Below are 19,057 nucleotides of genomic sequence, written 5' to 3' on the forward strand. Positions count from 1 at the left end.
ACTTGCACATGCCGGTTCCTCAACAGAGCCGGCATGTTTAATTTTGTATTATGAAACTTCAACTTTTTGATAAGCAGGTTTATGAGCAACGCCGTAATGTTTTAAAACAAAGCATGGGCGCTAATGGCATCATCGTTTTGTTAGGAAACGATGACAGCAGCATGAACTATAAAGACAATACCTACCTGTTTAGGCAGGATAGCAGCTTTTTATATTACTTCGGACTTGATGTAGCGGGTTTGGCGGCTATTATTGATACTGATACCGGCGAGGAAGTGATCTTCGGTAATGATCTTACTATTGATGATATTATCTGGACTGGTACTTTGCCATCTGTTAGCGAAATGGCCGCGCAGGTTGGTGTTTCGCAAACCAGGCCATATGCGGATGTAAAGCATTATATCCATAAGGCGGTTACCGGCAGTCGCCCGGTTCATATCCTGCCGCCTTATCGTCCCGAAAATAAAATTAAGCTGGCCGATTGGCTAAATACCAGTCTGGAAGATGTGGCAAGTCGCGTTTCATTGCAATTGGTAAAAGCGGTAATAGCCCAAAGGGTGATCAAAACTCCGCTGGAGGTTGCCGAAATTGAGAAAGCTGTATCTATCAGCGTCGACATGGAACTGGCAGTGATGAAATATGCCCGTCCCGGTATCAGGGAATATGAATTGGTAGCCAAAGCGCATGAAGTCGCCATCGCCAATGATTCCCGTTTAGGTTACCCAGCTATCATCACCAAACACGGTCAAACCCTGCACACGCATTATTACGGTAACATCCTGGAAGAAGGCGATATGGTATTAAGTGATATCGGTGCAGAAAACGCCATGCACTATGGAGGTGACCTTACCCGTACCTTCCCGGTAGGCAAGCAGTTCAACACCCGCCAGCGGGAGCTATACGATGTGGTTTTAAATTCGATGGATCATGCCATTAGCATGTTAAAACCGGGCGTACGTTACAAAGACGTGCATATACAGGCTTGTCAGAAACTGGCCGAAGGCCTCAAAGCGGTAAACCTGATGAAAGGTGACCCAGCCGAGGCTGTTGCCGCCGGTGCACATGCCATGTTTTTTCAATGCGGCTTAGGCCACATGCTGGGCATGGATACGCATGATATGGAAGACCTGGGCGAGCAATATGTTGGCTATACCGATACCTTGAAAAAGGAAACCGTATTCGGCTTAAAATCATTAAGATTAGGCCGCGAGCTGGAAGCAGGATATGTGCTTACTGTTGAGCCGGGCATTTATATCATTCCGGAGTTGATAGATCGCTGGCAAGCTGAAAAGAAATTCACAGAGTTTATTAACTACGACGTGCTGAACACCTATCGTGATTTCGGCGGTATCCGTATCGAGGATAATTTTTTAATAACCGATGCCGGGAGCCAGTTATTAGGTAAATATCTGCCTAAAACAAGGCAGGAAATTGAGGCTTTGAGAGGATAAAATAAATAAAGGCGGGGGTTAAGTGCGATTCCCCTCTTGAGAGGGGCGGAGGGGTGTGTTTCTGCTTTGATAAACTTGTTGGAGAAACACACCCCTGCTACCACTTATCCCATCGCACCCCCTCTCAAGAGGGGAATCAAAAGCAAAATGAATTAATAAAGCAAATCGGCCCGCATCTAAAAGATCGCGGGCCGATTTGCTAAATGCCTGCTATGATGTGTTAATTTATGTAAATATAAGCTTGTGGTGTTAGGTAACTTTACGCAACACTATAACTTATGGCAAGGTACCACCAATATTTACTGTTAACCGTTTTTTTAGCCGCTGCAGGCCAATCAGCCAAAGCTCAAACTAAAGCTATTCCATATTATCCCACGCATGCAGAAATGCTGCAAAACTATAAAGCAGCCGATGCGCTTGATTCTGCTTTAAAAAAGATCCCTTATGTTACTAATGTTAGACCCAACTGGCAGGTGGATGGCAACCAGTTCTGGTATAGCAAAAGGATAGCCGGCAACCAAACAGCTTATGTTTTGGTTGATCCTGAAAAAGGATCTAAGAAAACCATTTTTGAAAGCAACCAGCTAAGTCCAGAAGTAAGCAAAATAACAGGCAAAGCCATAAAAGAAGGCAGCTTTAAAATTGACGATATGTTTTTTAGCGCCGATAAAAAACAGGCTACTTTTAAAACAAATAATACCTGGCTCAAATACGATCTGAGCACACTGCAATGCAGCAAAACTACCGATACCGTACACCAAAGTTATGATAACGATAAGCCACTGCAGGAACGCCACTATCGTTGGGAGAATGCTACTACCGATTCTGTATCGCCCGATAAACAATGGGCGGCTTTTGTAAAGGGGGGAAACATCATTGTTAAATCACTAAAAAACGCGAGTGAGATCAAATTAACTACCGATGGCAATTTAGACAAGCCTTATGGCGAACTGAGCTGGGCTCCGGATAGCAAGCATATAGTAGGTTATCGCATTGATCCTAAAAAAACAAAAGAGGTTTATTATCTCCTAAGCTCGGTGCCGGGCACTACGCGTGCGGTTTTGAAATCGCATGAATATGATCAGCCGGGCGATGAATTTACATCTTATCAGCAGTATATATTCAACATCACCGATAAAAGCGCGATAAAAACCGATGCCGAAAAGATAGACTTTTTTGGCGCGCCGCGGTTGCACTGGCGCGATGCTAACAGTCGCTATTTTACCTATGAAAAGGCTGATCGTGGTCACCAGCGTTTCAGGGTTATTGAGGTAGATGTTACCAATGGTAAAACCCGTGATATTATTGATGAAAAAACAAATACGTTTATTTATGAACAACGAATTTATACTTACTACGCCGCCAAAACACATGAGATAGTGTGGATCACCGAGAAAGACGGCTGGCGCCATATTTACCTGGTTGACGAGCTGAGCGGAAAAGAAAAACTGGTAACCAAAGGCGATTGGGTAGTGCGCGATATCGACAGTGTTGATGTGAAGAAAAGGCAGATCTGGTTTAAGGGAAGCGGTAAAAATACAGGCGAAGACCCTTACTTTATGCATTACTACCGTATTGGCTTTGATGGTAAAAACCTGGTTGACCTTACGCCCGAAAAAGGCAATCACAGCGTAACATTTTCGGCTGATAGAAAATACTACATCGATACTTATTCGGAAGTTAATATCGCTCCGCGGATTGTAATTAAAAATACTGCCGACCTAAAAACAGTGATGGAATTGGAGCATGCCGATCTGAGCGCGCTTTTAGCTACCGGTATTAAACTCCCTGAAGTTTTTGTTGCTAAAGCAAGGGACGGCAAAACCGATATCTGGGGTGTAGTCTATCGCCCGGCCAATATGGATCCTAATAAAAGCTATCCTGTAATTGAAAATATTTATGCCGGTCCGCAGGACTCGTTTGTGCCTAAAAGTTTTTCGGCTGTCAACGAAATGCAGAGTATAGCGCAGTTAGGTTTTATTGTGGTACAAATGGATGGTATGGGTACTGCAAACCGTTCAAAAGCCTTTCATGATGTATGCTGGCATAACCTTGCCGATGCAGGTTTTGCCGACCGGATACTGTGGATGCAGGCGCTTGCAGCCAAGTATCCGCAGGTTGATATCAGCCGCGTAGGTGTTTACGGAACGTCGGCAGGTGGGCAAAATTCGGCAGGCGCTTTATTGTTTCATCCCGAGTTTTATAAAGCCGCGGTTTCTGCCTGTGGCTGCCATGATAACCGTATTGATAAACAATGGTGGAACGAGCAGTGGATGGGCTATCCTGTCGGGTCGCATTATGAGCAACAGTCAAATATTACCAATGCCGGTAAATTACAGGGCGATCTGATGCTGATAGTAGGAGAGGCTGACAACAATGTTCCGCCCGAATCAACCTTCCGTTTTGCGGATGCGCTGATCAAGAGCAATAAAATGTTTGACTTGCTGGTGGTGCCGGGTATGGGCCATAGCGATGGCGGCCCTTATGGTCGTAAAAAGAAACGCGACTTTTTTGTAAAGCACCTGCTTAATGCAGAGCCGCCGGCAAGAAACACCGATGAGTTAGCGCATAATTAATTTTGCTGGATAGGTAACACAATGCGAAAAGTTCAGTTAATAGTTTTCCTTTCCTTGTGTCTGGCTGTTTTAAACAGTTCCGCACAGCAACAATCAGCAACAGTACCGGGTAATGGTAACCCCATTATTCCCGGTTACTTTGCCGACCCAACCGTACGCAAGTTTGGCGATACCTACTACGTTTATGCTACCACTGATGGTAATGGTGGCGGGCATGGCCCGTCACAGGTGTGGACATCCAAAGATCTTGTGAACTGGACCATGCACGATATGAACTGGCCAACTTCTAATTACTATTGGGCTCCCGACGTAATTGACGGAAACGATGGCAAGTATTACATGTACTATTGCCAGCCCGTTGATATCTATGGGGCATCATCAATAAGTCCTACCGGACCGTGGACACCCTTGCTGTCCGATGGCAAATCAATGATACCCAATTACTTTATCCCCGGAGTGATTACGCTGGATGGGCAAACTTTTAAAGATGACGACGGCAAGATTTATATGTTCTGGGGTACCTGGGGTATCTATCCCGATCATGGTTGTGGTGTAGGTTTGTTGAACCCGGATATGCACACATTTGCCAAAACGGCAAAGATTCCTAATACTATAGCTAAAGATTTTTTTGAGGCCCCTTTTATGTTTAAACGGAAGGGTATTTATTATTTTACTTACTCGTCTGGTTTTTGTGAAGATTCTACCTACCGGGTGCAATACGCTATCAGTAAAACCGGGCCTATGGGGCCGTTTGAGTTCGGCAAAAATAACCCGGTGTTAAGTACCAATAGTGATGGCTCTATTCATGGGCCGGGCCACGAGTCGGTAGTGCAGGTGGGAGATGATTTTTATATGGTGTATCACCGGCATAACAATCCGCACTCCAACGGGGGCTATCACCGGCAGGTTTGCGCGGATAAGATAGTTTTTGATGCAGATGGTAATATTGAAAAGATTGTTCCCACGCACCTTGGCGTTGGGTTATTAGGAAAAAGTACCATTAATACTCCCGATGAGGCTTATCAGAAAAAGGTAACCGCTTCATCTTACTATAACGAAAATTATAAGCCCTCTTTCGCGGTTGATAACAATAATGGCAGCTTATGGAAACCGGCTGATAACGGTCGTGCCCCGGCCTGGATCACTATTAACCTGGGGTCGGAAAAAACAGTACAACAGGTATTAACCCAGTTTGAATATGCAACCTGGTACTATCAATACCTGATAGAATCATCAGCAGATGGAAAAAACTGGAAGCTGTTTGCTGATAGAAGAGAGAATAAGCAACATGGCTCGCCAATGGTGGATTCAGGGAACGCTAAGGCCCGCTTTATACGCTTAACCATTACAGGGACAGAATATCCGGGTTTATACAAAGCGATATGGAATGTAAAAGTCTACGGTGAGCGAGTGGTAACCGGTGATGCTTTTGCTGATAAAAAAGACATAGCAAAAACAGTATCTGCAAAAGAAAAAGAAGGTTTGTTGGTAAACCTTGATGTGGCTAATCAGGCAGGCGAAGCTGTGTCTCAGTGGGTTAATAATGGTGTATTGAGCGGTAGTTTTATGGCGTCAGGTAAACCCCCTGTTGTTGATATCATTGCCGGAAAAAAAGCTTTGGTGTTTAATGGCACACAGGCGCTTGAATCAACGGTGGCGGTACCGCAGTCGCTTGCAGGTAATAACAGTTATACAGTAGCATATGAGGTTTACACCGATCAGATCAAGGATGAGAATCCGATACTGAGCTGGACAAGCGGCGAATCGGATCACCGGGGTGCTGCTTTTGGCTTCGGAAGCAATAAAACAGCCGGCGCGGTACAGCATTTTGGCGTTTCCGACTTTCAATACAAAACCATGCCCACCGCCGGGAAATGGCACCAGGTGGTGGTTACTTTTGATGGGTCATTTGAAAAACTATTTGTCGATGGCGAGCTGAACAATACAGAAAACAAGATGCTGTTTTTGCAGCTTGCAGATAAGTTCATCATCGGCGCTAAAACAAACCGCTCGGGCTATTTTTCGGGCGCAATATCATCGCTTAAAATTTACAACAAGCCCATGGCCGATAGCGTCATTAAACAATGGGCTTTACATCCTGCAAAGTCAGATATCGCAGTTTATCTTGATGCTTCTAAATTAAATTACGGATTGCTTCAAAAATGGGTGAACAACGGCGAAGCAGGTGGAACATTTCAACCGGGAGATGGAAGCAGGGCTGAAGTGGCCGATGTTGCAGGGAAGATAGCGGTTAATTTTACGGGCAAAAACGCATTGGTTTTCAACAATGGTGTTGGTGTTTCGGGGAAAGGTTACAGCATAGCTTTAAGTGTTTATCAAAGTACATCTGCCCAAAGCGGCTCAATACTGAAATCAAGGTCTTCCGCAGAACCTTTAATCAATGCCGGAAAATATTTAAGCGGAGGTAACTGGCATTGTATCATTAAAACCGTTAGCGGAAATACCAGTAAGCTATATGTGGATGGCACGTTGGTTTCAATTATTTCAAAAGCCAATAATCTTAAAGATGAGCTATTATTGGGGGATGATTTTAAGGGTGCTGTCAATAGTCTTGTGGTTTATAAACACTGTTTGTCATCAACAGAAATCAAGCAGTTAAGTAGTGCCTGGAAGCAAAACTATCATTCTCCTGTAACCGGGCCGTTGGCGTTTAAAATCGCTCCCAAATCCATCACACCGGGTATGGTTGAAATGCAGGCACCAGGTTATGCTTCGGTAAAGTCAAATCTTCAATATGATTTTATTAACGAGGTAGATAGCAGCAAATCAAGCGGATGGCAGGCTAATCCGTATTACATCAGCTACGGGCTTACCTCCGATAAAAACTACAGCTATTCATTTAAAGTAAAAGATAATTATGGCAACGTAAGTTCAAAAACAGCGGCTTTACCGGTGAGCACATCTTCGGCATTGTTTAATGTAGTTACAGATGGTTTTATAGTTAAAAAGGATTTTATTGCCGATGGCGCAACCGGTACTGTATGGAATGGCTTAATTGGTGCCGAAGATAAACTGGAGCGCAAAGTAATAAGCGGTGACAGCGTGCTGATGCTGGAATCAAAAGGCTCAAACTGGGACGGCAACCTGTCTTATGGTCCCTTTCTATATCTCAACGTATCGGGCGATTTTGTGGCCGAAGTAGAGGTAACCGATGTAAGCGGTTTCAAAGAGAAAAAGGTAGCTGGTAATAGCGATATGGGCTTAATGGTTCGGAAAGCTAAACAGATCGGTTCGGAAGGTACAGAAAACCTCATCCAGAACAGTATTTTCCCGGCCTGGAACTGCGGCAATATGTTTACCAATTTTAGAGGCGGCGATCGTATGCAAACCAACACGCAAACCGGATGGAAGTATAACCACTATTTACAGATTCAAAAATCAGGGGACGTGTTTTATATCAGGAGCAGCGCTGATGGTACACACTGGACAGAGCTGCCCGGAAGCCCGGTATCAAGGCCTGACCTCAACAGCAGCGATTTACAGATCGGACTTTACCACAGTACCTACGGCCCGCATCGCTCGTATGTTAAATTCTCTAATTTTAAACTTATCAGCAGGAAATAAAGCATACAAAATGACTGTTCATCGATAACATTAAATACTTTATCGACACATAACACTTCTTAACAGCACCTTCATTCATATTTGATTATTGTTTAACCACACAATCAATAAGCACATATGAAATCATTCTGACTTAACTAATTTTTAATTAATTGTCGAATGAGATCGTCTGTTCCAATAACAGGATTGCTGCTGCTGATGCTCAGCGCCTGCCAGCCAAGTATTTATAATACGCCCAAAACACGCGCTGTTTCTGTAAAACGGCTTATTCCGCCGCAGGGAATGGTTTACATTCCGTCAGGAACGTTCATGTACAAAATGCTGAACGATGACAAAGCCGAACAGCGAAAGGTAAGCGTTAGCGCCTTTTTTATCGACAAAACCGAAGTAACCAACAAGCAGTACCAGGCTTTTGTAAACTGGGTTGCTGATTCTGTAGCTATTACCGACTATCTCCACGACGACTCCTTTTTTATGCCCGCAACCGGCGCAACCGTTGGTAGCGCAGGCAAAGAACAAAGGCTGATAGACTGGAGCAAGGTTAACAAGATTTCCCCCCTCTGGAAAAAGGCTCCGCCCGAAGTTAAAGAGAAACTGGCACCGATGATGACTATGATTAACGGCGTGCGGGTGCCCAATCCGGAACTTGTTGTTTACCGGTTTTACTACATCAGGATGGATGGCGTAAAAAATAATGAGTACATGATGGATACCGTAAGTGTTTATCCGCATGAATCGGTATGGTCGGCAGATTTTCCTAATGCGCAGATGACCGTGATGGATGCCAATTACTTTACCAACAAAATTTACGAGTACAACCCGGTTGTTGGGGTAACCTGGAAACAGGCCCGGGCTTATGCCGATTGGCGCGGTACACAGCTCAGGCTTATGATCAGGAACAATCCTAACCTGCGCAACTTTAAACTTAGCTTTAGTTTACCAACCGAGGCACAATGGCAATTTGCTGCCGAAGCAAAGCTTAGTCCCAACGATACTACCGATCATACGGTAAAAACCACGGTTGATAAGGCTACCGGTAAAGAACAGCTTTCGCTTAACTTTAAACAGGGCGAGGGCAGCTATGCCAGTGATGGATCTACCTTTACACTTCCTGTAACCTCATATACGCCCAACGCCTTCGGAATTTATAACATGGCCGGCAACGTATCTGAATGGACGCTTGACGCTTACAGCCCTTCCTCATCTCAACTGGTGAATGACCTGAACCCGGCTTTGCTGTACGATGCTACAAGTAAGGATGCCATGCTGATGCGGCGTAAGGTTGTGCGCGGGGGCTCATGGAAAGATAATGGCGAAATGCTGAACACCGATACCCGCAGTTTTGATGACCAGGAAGCCGCACATTCCTATATCGGTTTCCGCTGTGTGATGGCCGCCTTTGAACTCACCGGCGAACAGGTTAAAACCAGGAAATACACTAAAAAGTAACAATCATGAACATGCTGAAAAAAGTAACTGCAGTAATCCTACTGCTTATGGGAACCTGCATTCATAAAAATTTCGCGCAGTCGGCGCCGGATAGTACGGTAACCGATACGCTGCCATCATTCGATAGCTACCTGCAAAAGGCCGATCTGAGCCAGGCCAGGCCATTTCCTTATCCTAAAACCAATCCGGCAAATATCAGGATGTATGCCAGGATCTGGCGGGTTATTGATCTGGCCGATAGTTCGAACGCTATACTGGCCATCCCTGGTCATTCATTAATGGAAGCCATTATGAAGGGCTTAACTACCGGAAAGCTTACGCCCTATGAAAAAGATGATTTTAAAAAGAAGCTGACCGCCAAACAGGGTTCCATGCGCTTTACCGACTCGGTGCTGGTGCCAAAGTTTGATAAGGATGGCAACCAGATCTCATCAAAAATGGTGCTCAATGATTTTAATCCCGACAGGATAACCCGCTTCAGGATTGAGGAAGATGTTTATTTCGACAGGCAGCGGGGTAAGGTGGATACCCGCATTATCGGCCTCGCACCCATGATGAACATCACCGGCACGGCCGATCTGCCGGGAAATATGGCATCGGCCCCGGCATTCTGGCTCTACTTCCCGCAGTTGCGTTTCGCGTTGGTACAGGAGGATGTGAGCGAGCCTGATAAGGGGATCTTCGACGTAACGCTTGATGATGTTTTCATGCAGCAAAAGTTTTCGGCCTACCTCATCAGGCAATTTTCGCCCGGTAATGCCGAAAGTGGGCAGCTGGATCCGGGTAGCCCCGAGGCGCTTAAGCTGCAACAAAAGATAGCCGATCTGAAGAAAAATATCTGGAAAAATCCACGGGGAATTAATGATAAAAACCTGGTTAATCAAACTCAAAATAATAAGGAGGAAAAGCCATGACAACGCAAATCAGATTATTGAAAGACTTTATGTGGTGGATGCTTTTTGTGGGCTTCCTGGGCTATTGTGGCAGGGCGAGCGCGCAGGTATTACCCGAATACAGTGCCTTCCCAAAAAACTCGATAGGCCTGCAATTGGGCACACAGGGTGTAGGCCTGCAGGGATCATCCGCCTTTGGCAGGGTGTTTAACGCCCGCATAGGTTTCAATACCGTGCCCGATATTACGGTACAATATAATGGCCGCGACCTTGGCCTTAACCGCACATCTGTTTATGGTATTGTTGACTGGCAACCGCTGTACGGTAATGCCGATTGGCTTTCGCGCAAATGGTATGTATCGGCCGGTATCAGCTATTATTTTAACAATACGCTGTACCGGGAGGGGATAGGCACAGTACCCAATTACTACATCTACATGTCGAAACTGCGGCCGTACATAGGCACAGGGTTGGGCAACATGCCGTTAAGCCACAGTATAGGGCTCCGTACAGATTTCGGTTTTTTTATTCCTATAAGCTCACCTACATCAACCTATGATGATAGAGCCGAAAAAGTAAGCAGCGGTTTGCGTGGGTTATTACCGGGGATGAACGCCGGGCTTACTCTCTACTACCGATTTTAATTGATTAACCTTTAAATATTAAGAAAATGAAAAAGAGCAAAATTAACTGGCTTCACGTAGCCATATCATGGGGTGCCAGTATCGTAATTCTTGGTGCTATGTTTAAAATTAATCATTGGGGTGGCCAGGCGGGTACTTACATGATAGGCTTGGGACTTACCGTAGAGGCCATGCTGTTTTTTACCCTCGGATTTTTCCCACCGGCGCAGGAACCCGAATGGGAAAGGGTATACCCCGAACTGGCTGTTGATTACGATGGAGGGCCGGTAAATAAGTCACGAATGATGCCTGTGGCAGGCGGCCAAACAGCAGCGCTTGATAAGCTTTTAACCGATGCTGATTTGAACGAGCTGAGCATCAGCAGGCTTGGCGAAGGCCTGAAAGTGTTTGCCGAAAAGGTTGACCGCATCAATACCATTGCTGATGTGTCCTTAGGTACCGATGAGTTTTCGGTAAAGCTGAAGCAGGCCGCATCCAAATTTGATTTGTTTGGGATTGCTTTTGAGCGGGCGACATCTGGACTTTCGGCCATTGCCGATAGCCGTGCCGATACCAATGCTTATCAGCACCAGGTGGCAAAGCTTACAGGCAACCTGGTACAACTTAATGCCCTGTATGAGTCGGAACTGAAAGGTGCCGATGAAAACCTGAAACAGGTAAATAACTTTTACCACGGATTAAGCAAGACCCTGCAAAACCTTAATGAATCGGCAGATGACAGCAGGCAGTTTAAGGATGAGGTTAACAAGCTGGCCAAAAATATATCGGCATTAAATGTTTTTTATGCCAATATGCTTTCGGCTATGAACCAGCCCCGCGTGTAATTGCGGACTGGCAATAACGGTTTAGTGTAAATTTTAATCAGATAAAGAAATGGCTATTGCAGGAAAGGAAACCACCAGGCAAAAGATGATCAATATCATGTACCTGGTGCTGTTGGCAATGCTGGCGCTAAATGTGTCTTCCTCTATTTTAGATGCCTTTAAAACCATTAACGATAGCTTAACCGCCTCGGCGGCTAACGTTGGTAATTCGGTACAGCAATTGTTTACGGCTTTTGAACAAACCCGGCTTAAAGAATCGCCCGAAAGGGCAGCGCCCATCTACCAAAAGGCGAAAGCGGCCCAAAAGGTAAGCGCCGGGTTAAATGATCTCATTACCCAGATAAAGAACGAGCTGGTTAATCAAAGTTCGGGCTACGATGAACTTACCGGCGATTTAAAGGAGCGGGATAACCTGGATATAGGTTATAATGTGATGATTAACAAAAAAAGGGCAAAAGCACTCAAAGAAAAGATTAACGATACCCGCGAAAAACTTAAGCTGCTGCTGGGCAAGGAAGATAGCAGCGCAGTATCGTTTACACTGAGCGCCAATGATCCTGTTAAGCACAACGGAAATGCCAAAACCTGGGAGGAGCTGAATTTTGGCGAGGGCGTACCCCTGACAGCAGATTTTACTATACTTTCAAAAATACAGGCCGATAATAAAAACGCCGAGTCGGAAGTGGTGAAAAAGATCCTGGGCAAGATGGACAGGGCCATTGTTAACCTGGATAAGTTTGAGGCAGTGGCCGTAGCGCCAACTTCATACCTCATCCAGGGGCAGCCGTACAAGGCCCAGGTTTTTTTAACAGCCTATGATTCCCGGTCGACCCCACAAATGGAGGTTGGCGGCAGTCCGATCAGCGTTACCGATGGCCGGGGTGTATATAATGCTTCAACCAGCAAGGAAGGTGTTTTTAGCTGGAAAGGTACCATCAAGGTGAAACAAACCGATGGTAGCATAAAAACCTATACCACGCCCGAGCAGCAGTATATGGTTGCCCGGCCCTCGGCAGTGGTATCGCCCGATAAGATGAACGTTTTTTATATCGGTGTAGATAATCCCGTGTCGGTATCTGTACCGGGTATCCCCTCAAAAAATATCAGGATAGGTATTTCGGCAGGTACATTAAGCGGTACTTCGGGTAAATATGTAGCCAGGGTAAACACTCCCGGCATGGTAACCGTAACAGTATCGGCAGAGATTTTTCCCGGCAAAACGGAGGTACTGAGCCGCACACAATTCAGGGCTAAAAGGGTCCCGGACCCTATCGCTAAATTTTCGGGCAGGTCGGGTGGGGGCGTTCCAACGGTAGCGCTAAAAGCGCAGGACGCCATTTATGCCACATTGGATAATTTTGATTTTGATGCGCGGTTTAAGATCACCCGTTTCAGTTTGATCATTGCCAATCCGCGTGAAAGTGCCTCGGTACAGGTTACCTCTGGAAATGCCCTGAGTAATGAAATGCAGGCTTCGCTCAGTAGTATCAAACCGGGTTCGCACGTAATTTTTGATAACATTATAGCAGTTGGCCCGGATGGAGCGCCAAGGCAACTGGCCCCGGTGGCTTTGACGGCTAATTAGTTTTAAGGTTAAAGGCTAAAGGTCAAAGGCAAAAGGTTGAATCGCCAAACGCTGTGCTACTAAATTTGTGATTGTTGTGTGCGAATTTATGGAGGTTAGATGATCGGTTGGCGTTCGGCTTTTAGCTCCTGAATATAAGCAAGTAAGCCATGTTTAGTTAAAAACATGGCTTACCAACAGCGCTATGATCTTTTGTTTAGTGGATAGGCAGGGCTTTAACAAATGTACCCGAAGCGTTAAAAATTATCGCGTACCTGGTACTGTTTGATGTAATGAACACAACATAACCTTGTAAGGTACCGTTGGATGTTTCAGAAAATGCTTTGTCAAATACATAACCGGGATAGGTAGTGGTTAGGTATGTAGCAATAGCTGCCGGAAGGTTTGCTTCGGTAACAGCGGCATGTCTTAAATCGTGTTTTTCAATTTGAACACGTTTAACCAGTTTGCCTGCGGCAGTTACAGCGGTTGAATAAAGTACGCCGTTTTTGCTGATCAAGATATAAACATTGTCGGGGGCTACAGAAGCATGCAGCAAGGTATCTGTTGGATAGGTTGCCGAAAAGTAACTGCTCACAGCAGCAGGCAATGCCGAAATTGCAACAGTGTCGCGGTGTCTGCCGTCGCGGTTGTCAAAAGGGCCACCCATATGCCAGCCTTGTCCTTTAAGGTCCATGCCTTCGCGTTGTTCAAGGATGTTTACAAAGGTGCCGGCAGCTGTAAATTTAAGGCCAACAAGGGCACTGTTGTATTTGATTACTACAACGTAGTTAACAACGGTGCTTGCGCTATCAATGGCATATGCCTTTTTAAAAGTGTAGCCGCTGTAATTGGCTGTAAGGTAGGTGCCTATAGCGGTTGGTAAGGCACTTGAAGCAACGGTATCTATTTGATTATGCCTGCCATAGCAGCCAACCATATAAACACTATCGGTACTTCCGGATGCAAGGCTGATAGCAATAGCACCCGTTGAGCCGATGGCTGATGAAGAAACGCCGGTTGAACCTGATTTTGAGGCGTTCTCCTTTTTGCATGATGCCAGGCAGATAACTGTACCCAACACCATTAGTGTAGCGTAAAAGGATTTCATTTTCTTGATTTAATTTAAATTGATAATTAGCGCTGCCTTTTTGTGGACAGGTTTAATTAAAATTAAATTGGAAAATTGGCTCGTCGGGAGATGTATCGATGAATGCGGGATTTAAATCGACGTTTGAAATGTTGCTTAAGGGCGTTAACGGCTTGATTGCAGTTCTTTGTAATTGGCAAATGATCCTGGTTTTATAGATGGAGCTAATTATGAATTGACAGATCATTTTGGATGTTTTGTCATTTGGGGATTATTTCGATCCTCAAATGGCGCGAGTATTCAGCACAGGCAAATGCGCGGGGTTATTAGTGAGCTTATAAAACATTTTTGACAATTGAGGGAAATTAAAAAAGTTGCGGGCATAGCTGCTGTGCCATGTTATTGGAACGAAAACTAATTTCGCTATTTTCTGAATATTTGTGAACATTAGGTGGTTTTAATAATGGTGTAAATAGCTAATTATTAATTAGTTATTATATGGTCAGCAAAGCGGTTAATTGCATAAAATTATCTATGTAGTGTAGCCAATAGAGCGTTTGAAAAACTTTGACATGTGTATTTACTTTCCGGTATCGGGAAAAAAAATACACATCTTAAATTGAAATTTTGGCTTGCCAAATTTTCATAGCTACAGGCCCTATTTCTTCATCATATTAATGACTCGTTTGTTATACAATTTCAGCTACACTTTTGCATTTTTATGAACACGTACTATTTGAAATGTATCCGTTTAAGACAACATTTAATAAGCTGCACGACAAATTAAGCATCTGTTAAATCGAATTAAACCATTACGAAAATCTTTATTTCTCGCTTTTTCCTTTCGCGCAATTTACCGCTACACGCGTCATAACTAACAGCCTGGCTGTTAGCACCATCTTTGCAAATCTTAGGGAAAACCCTAAGCTTTTGAAAACATCTTTACAAAAATATTTACTAATTGTTGCAATATTAATAAGCGTTGCCAAAGTGCAAGCGGCAATAATTGCAACACCAAACCCCAATGGCTTAACTTCTCCAACCAGTATATATGGTGGACAGCGTATAGCGGTATTGGGTGTCACGCTGACCGACCCCACAGGTTCATCATTGACATCATTGACGTTTGTTTGTAATCAGAATATCTTAATCTATTTCACTAAAACCAGCAGCAGTATCTCCCTGGTGCGGATAAATGGCATAAATGCAACGTATGCTGCAGGTACAGGTACTGTCGTGACCGGCACCTCTACCAGCTTCGTTGTTAGTGGTTCGGGTTCAAATACATTGACGATAAGTAATTTTAGCCAGCCTATAAATTCCACCCCGGCAAGCTTTTTTCTGGTAGTCACTTTTGATGTTGGAGGCAATGCCCCAACTCCTTCACCTGCCAGTTTCAATTTTAATTTATCACAAGTTAATGGTACTGCGATAACAACAATTGTTGGGCCGACTTACACGTGGGCTAATCCCGCTATTGTAACAGTTACCGGAAATAACGTTCCCAAGGATAATGGCATTGAGGTGAATGATATTTATTATACGCAACAAGGCATTTGTGTTTTTGGTTTTTCTATAACGGTTGCAAATAACAAGGCTTTGGTAACTCAGGTGGCATTGTCTGCAGCGCTATCCGGAACCGCCGCGCCATTTTTTAGCACTTCAGATGTTTATGTTGTTGAAAACAACGGGACCGATTTTAATTCGGGCACAAACACTCCTGTGCCTACCACCAATGCTGTAGGCAGCAATTCTTCAACTATCAACCTCAATTTTAATACTCCGCTTGACTTTACGCCACCATCGGCAACGGGCAGCATTACAAGGAATTTTTTTGTATACATTAACTTTAACAGCAATTTTAAAAGCTACCCTAATGCAGTAACATTCTCGCTTAATCCACATGCTGTAGCTTACACAGAGATCTCAGGAGGTTCAGCGATCACTGCTCAAACGGTAAATCCGCCCCAGTCGGTTATTAATGGTTATCCTATCGCGTTTGCCACACCAACAATTATGTTCACGGGGCAAAATACTGTAGGCTCCAATGGCAATGATATTTCACGTACCACTTTAACTTTAAATCAAACAAACATTGTTTTATACGGCTTTTCATTGACCAATACAGGTAGTCAGACAGCGATCAGTAATATCCAACTGAATATGACTGCTATTAACCCGGCGGCTTTTAGTAATTTCCGGGTTTACAGATCAACGTCCGGTACTTTTACAAGTGCTACGGCCGTTCCGGCAAACCTGGTTGGCGGCACGATAGTTTTAAGCTCCAATGTGTTTAAGTTGGACCTGACCACGCCGTCCACTACTCCGCCGGAAACGCTTCCGTTTAACCAAACCTCCTATTATTTCATAATGGCCGACTGGCTTACACCTGTTAGCAGCCCCACAACTTTTCAATTTACTTACAAATCTATTACTCTTAATTCCGGTGCTACAATAGGTACATCAAATACCGATGGCCAGCAGTTCTCGCTCGGTGTGCCGATATATGATTGGACCGGGGCCACTAACAGTAGCTGGACCGTTGTTACAAATTGGTTGAAAAATGGCGTGTCTACCTCGACCGCACCCGGCATTACCAGTAGTAAAGATAATGTACGGATAGGTTATATAAGTTACACCAACAATAACAATCCTATAAATAACAGTTCAGGTTCCAATATTACAATTGGCAACCTCGAGATAGGCAGGTTAGGTTCAACCAGTTCGGCCGCAAGTGCCGTATTGTTGGATCTCAACGGTAAAACCATGACGGTGAACAATGGTTTAAGTGTCGATTCTGCAGCAGTGTTTACTTTAAACAGCAGCGTTGCTACACCTGCTGTTGGCACCCTTAAGGTAAACGGCGGTCTCTCAACCCTGGCCAGTACCGCATCAATTCAATTCGGGTCGTCTAATCCAGTTGTTTTTAATAATGCAGCCGGAACCTTTACCTTGCTTTCTGACGCCAACGGAACAGGTTCAATTGGAAGTATCCCCGGCAATACTAAATTAACCGGCACTTTTGTAGTGCAACGCTATTTTACAGGCGGCAGTATTGCCAATAGGGGATGGCGCCTGATGAGCTCGCCGGTCAATAACAATAATACGCTTCCGGTATCCACTGCCGCTACATATAACTTTTCGAGTTTAAAAACCAATTTGTTTATTACCGGAGCAGGCGGCAACGCTAATGGCTTTGATCAGCCTGCAAGTTATGGGGCCAATGGACCAACCATATTATTTTACAATATAGCCACTGGTTTGTTTACTCCATTAACAACATTGATTCCTGCTCCAGCTGTGAATGTTGGTTCTGGTTTTTATTTTTATTTCAGGGGCGATAATATCCATAACATTACCCAAAAACTAATCAGGTCGCCCGCTACCAATACTTTTGCCATACCCGAAAAAAATGTGGTTGGTTTGCAATCAGGTACGCTTAACCAGCAGGCGTTTACTTATACATTAGCTAATACAGGTGCAGGCTATAATTTAATCGGCAATCCTTATCCATCTAATATTACAATACCGGCCTCAGCTTTAACAGGTACTACCCCCTTTGTTTACACTTTTGCACCTGGCGGTAACAGCATAATTGCACAAGATGTATCTGCAGGAGTAACGATACAAACCGGGCAGGGGTTCTACCTTAAATCTAACAGCAGTTCCAGTTCCATCGCATTTACAGAAAGCTTAAAAACTAATGCCCCCGGAACTATTGCATTTAAAGCCGAGGTGCCAAGGCCTGCAATAACGCTAAAAATGATACAGGATTCTGCCAATTATGATATCACGCAGCTCCGGTTCTCTGACACTTATAACAAGAACTACAAAGAAACCGAAGACGCCGATGATCTGAACGGGAACGGGCAAACTGTGTTATTTGGAGCCATGACTGCCGATGGCCATCAGGTATCTATTGCTTCGCAGCCGCTTAACAAACAACGCACGTCTGTTTTTTTAAGTGTTAACGACATTAAAAGCGGTGATTATCAAATAAAGAAAACGGATATATCAGCCATTCCCGATTATTATGACGTATGGCTCCTTGATCATTTTCAAAACGATTCGCTGAACTTTCGAAATAACGATGGCTACGGGTTCCGGCTCGACAAAAAGGTTCCGGCTACTTATGGAAATAGCCGCTTTGAAATAGTTATCAATAAGAAGCCTTTACCACCGTATGCCTTGACTGCTTTTACAGGGCAGCGCAACATCAATTCAAATATTATAAAATGGAACACAGTAAATGAATTTACCTATATCACTTTTGAAATACAATATAGTGTAGATGATAAAGATTTTAAGACTATAAGCACCGTGCAATCGACTGGTTCCGGTTCTTACAGTTTTGCTGATGCTACTGCTAAAACCGGGTACTACCGTTTGAAGCAAACAGATCTGGACGGGATTGTAAAATATTCAAATGTTGTGATCATTTCTGTGGATAGTAATGGATTGGATGTTTTTACGGTGTATCCTAATCCCACATCAAATTATTTGCATTTCAGCACAAACCAACCTGTTAAAACAACTTTTGGGGTAGATGTTTACAGCAGTATGGGGGCACTTTTGAAAAGTGCCACTTTCAATTCCAATACAGGGCAGCTGGATGTATCATCTTTAATGACAGGTTTTTATAGCATTCTGCTTATCGATAATAATACTAAACAGACTATCGCTTCGGCCAAATTCATCAAACAATGAAAAGTGTGATAAACAAAGCGTATAAGGTTATAGTGTTAACCGCCATTTTTCTTTTTAGTATTGCTACTGCATTTGCACAAGAAATACCTTGTGCCGGTGACCCTGATGATGAAGACTATGATCCGAACAATTGTCCGCTTGATACCTGGGTAATATTGCTGGTAGCAGTTGTACTGATATTAACCTTTATACATTTACACCGCCGGCAAAAGGTTGCAATACGATCATAAATTAACCACGGTGAAGTGTAGCCTATCCCTGCGGGAGACGCATG

11 protein-coding genes are annotated in these 19,057 nt (G+C 44.2%); 10 read left to right on the top strand and 1 reads right to left on the bottom strand.

What is annotated here, in order from left to right; genetic code table 11:
* The first annotated feature begins 50 nt into the window (after positions 1-50).
* The 8 genes from DEO27_RS02550 (at position 51) to gldM (ending at position 13,007) form a co-directional block, all read left to right on the top strand.
* Positions 51-1,451: an aminopeptidase P family protein gene (locus DEO27_RS02550; RefSeq protein ID WP_112569419.1), complete on the top strand. Its 1,401-nt coding sequence runs from the start codon at positions 51-53 to the stop codon at positions 1,449-1,451.
* 278 nt (positions 1,452-1,729) lie between these two features.
* On the top strand, positions 1,730-4,027 hold the full coding sequence (locus DEO27_RS02555) for a S9 family peptidase (protein ID WP_112569421.1): 2,298 nt from the start codon (positions 1,730-1,732) through the stop codon (positions 4,025-4,027).
* Positions 4,028-4,048: 21 nt separating this feature from the next.
* The gene (locus DEO27_RS02560; RefSeq protein WP_112569423.1) at positions 4,049-7,612 is read left to right on the top strand and encodes a family 43 glycosylhydrolase; all 3,564 of its coding nucleotides are present in this window, start codon (positions 4,049-4,051) and stop codon (positions 7,610-7,612) included.
* 159 nt (positions 7,613-7,771) lie between these two features.
* Entirely contained in the window at positions 7,772-9,061 is a 1,290-nt protein-coding gene (locus tag DEO27_RS02565) for an SUMF1/EgtB/PvdO family nonheme iron enzyme (RefSeq protein ID WP_112569425.1), read from the top strand.
* Positions 9,062-9,066: 5 nt separating this feature from the next.
* On the top strand, positions 9,067-9,975 hold the full coding sequence (gene gldN / locus DEO27_RS02570) for a gliding motility protein GldN (protein ID WP_112569427.1): 909 nt from the start codon (positions 9,067-9,069) through the stop codon (positions 9,973-9,975).
* The gene (locus DEO27_RS02575; protein WP_146749998.1) at positions 9,972-10,598 is read left to right on the top strand and encodes a hypothetical protein; all 627 of its coding nucleotides are present in this window, start codon (positions 9,972-9,974) and stop codon (positions 10,596-10,598) included. Before gldN ends, DEO27_RS02575 begins: the two co-directional genes overlap by 4 nt.
* A 26-nt stretch (positions 10,599-10,624) precedes the next feature.
* Positions 10,625-11,422, top strand: a complete 798-nt coding sequence (gene gldL, locus DEO27_RS02580; RefSeq protein ID WP_112569431.1) for a gliding motility protein GldL — start codon at positions 10,625-10,627, stop codon at positions 11,420-11,422.
* A gap of 49 nt (positions 11,423-11,471) precedes the next feature.
* Positions 11,472-13,007, top strand: a complete 1,536-nt coding sequence (gene gldM / locus DEO27_RS02585) for a gliding motility protein GldM (RefSeq protein ID WP_190295299.1) — start codon at positions 11,472-11,474, stop codon at positions 13,005-13,007.
* Between the two features lie 196 nt (positions 13,008-13,203).
* Here the strand turns inward: gldM and DEO27_RS02590 are convergent, their stop codons facing one another.
* Entirely contained in the window at positions 13,204-14,097 is an 894-nt protein-coding gene (locus DEO27_RS02590) for a PepSY-like domain-containing protein (protein WP_112569432.1), read from the bottom strand.
* 909 nt (positions 14,098-15,006) lie between these two features.
* Here DEO27_RS02590 and DEO27_RS02595 point away from each other — a divergent pair.
* Positions 15,007-18,783, top strand: coding sequence for a T9SS type A sorting domain-containing protein (locus DEO27_RS02595; RefSeq protein WP_112569434.1), 3,777 nt, complete (start codon positions 15,007-15,009; stop codon positions 18,781-18,783).
* Positions 18,780-19,013, top strand: a complete 234-nt coding sequence (locus DEO27_RS02600; protein ID WP_112569436.1) for a hypothetical protein — start codon at positions 18,780-18,782, stop codon at positions 19,011-19,013. Before DEO27_RS02595 ends, DEO27_RS02600 begins: the two co-directional genes overlap by 4 nt.
* Positions 19,014-19,057: the final 44 nt, after the last annotated feature.

Source organism: Mucilaginibacter rubeus (genome assembly GCF_003286415.2).
Taxonomy (GTDB): Bacteria; Bacteroidota; Bacteroidia; order Sphingobacteriales; family Sphingobacteriaceae; genus Mucilaginibacter; species Mucilaginibacter rubeus_A.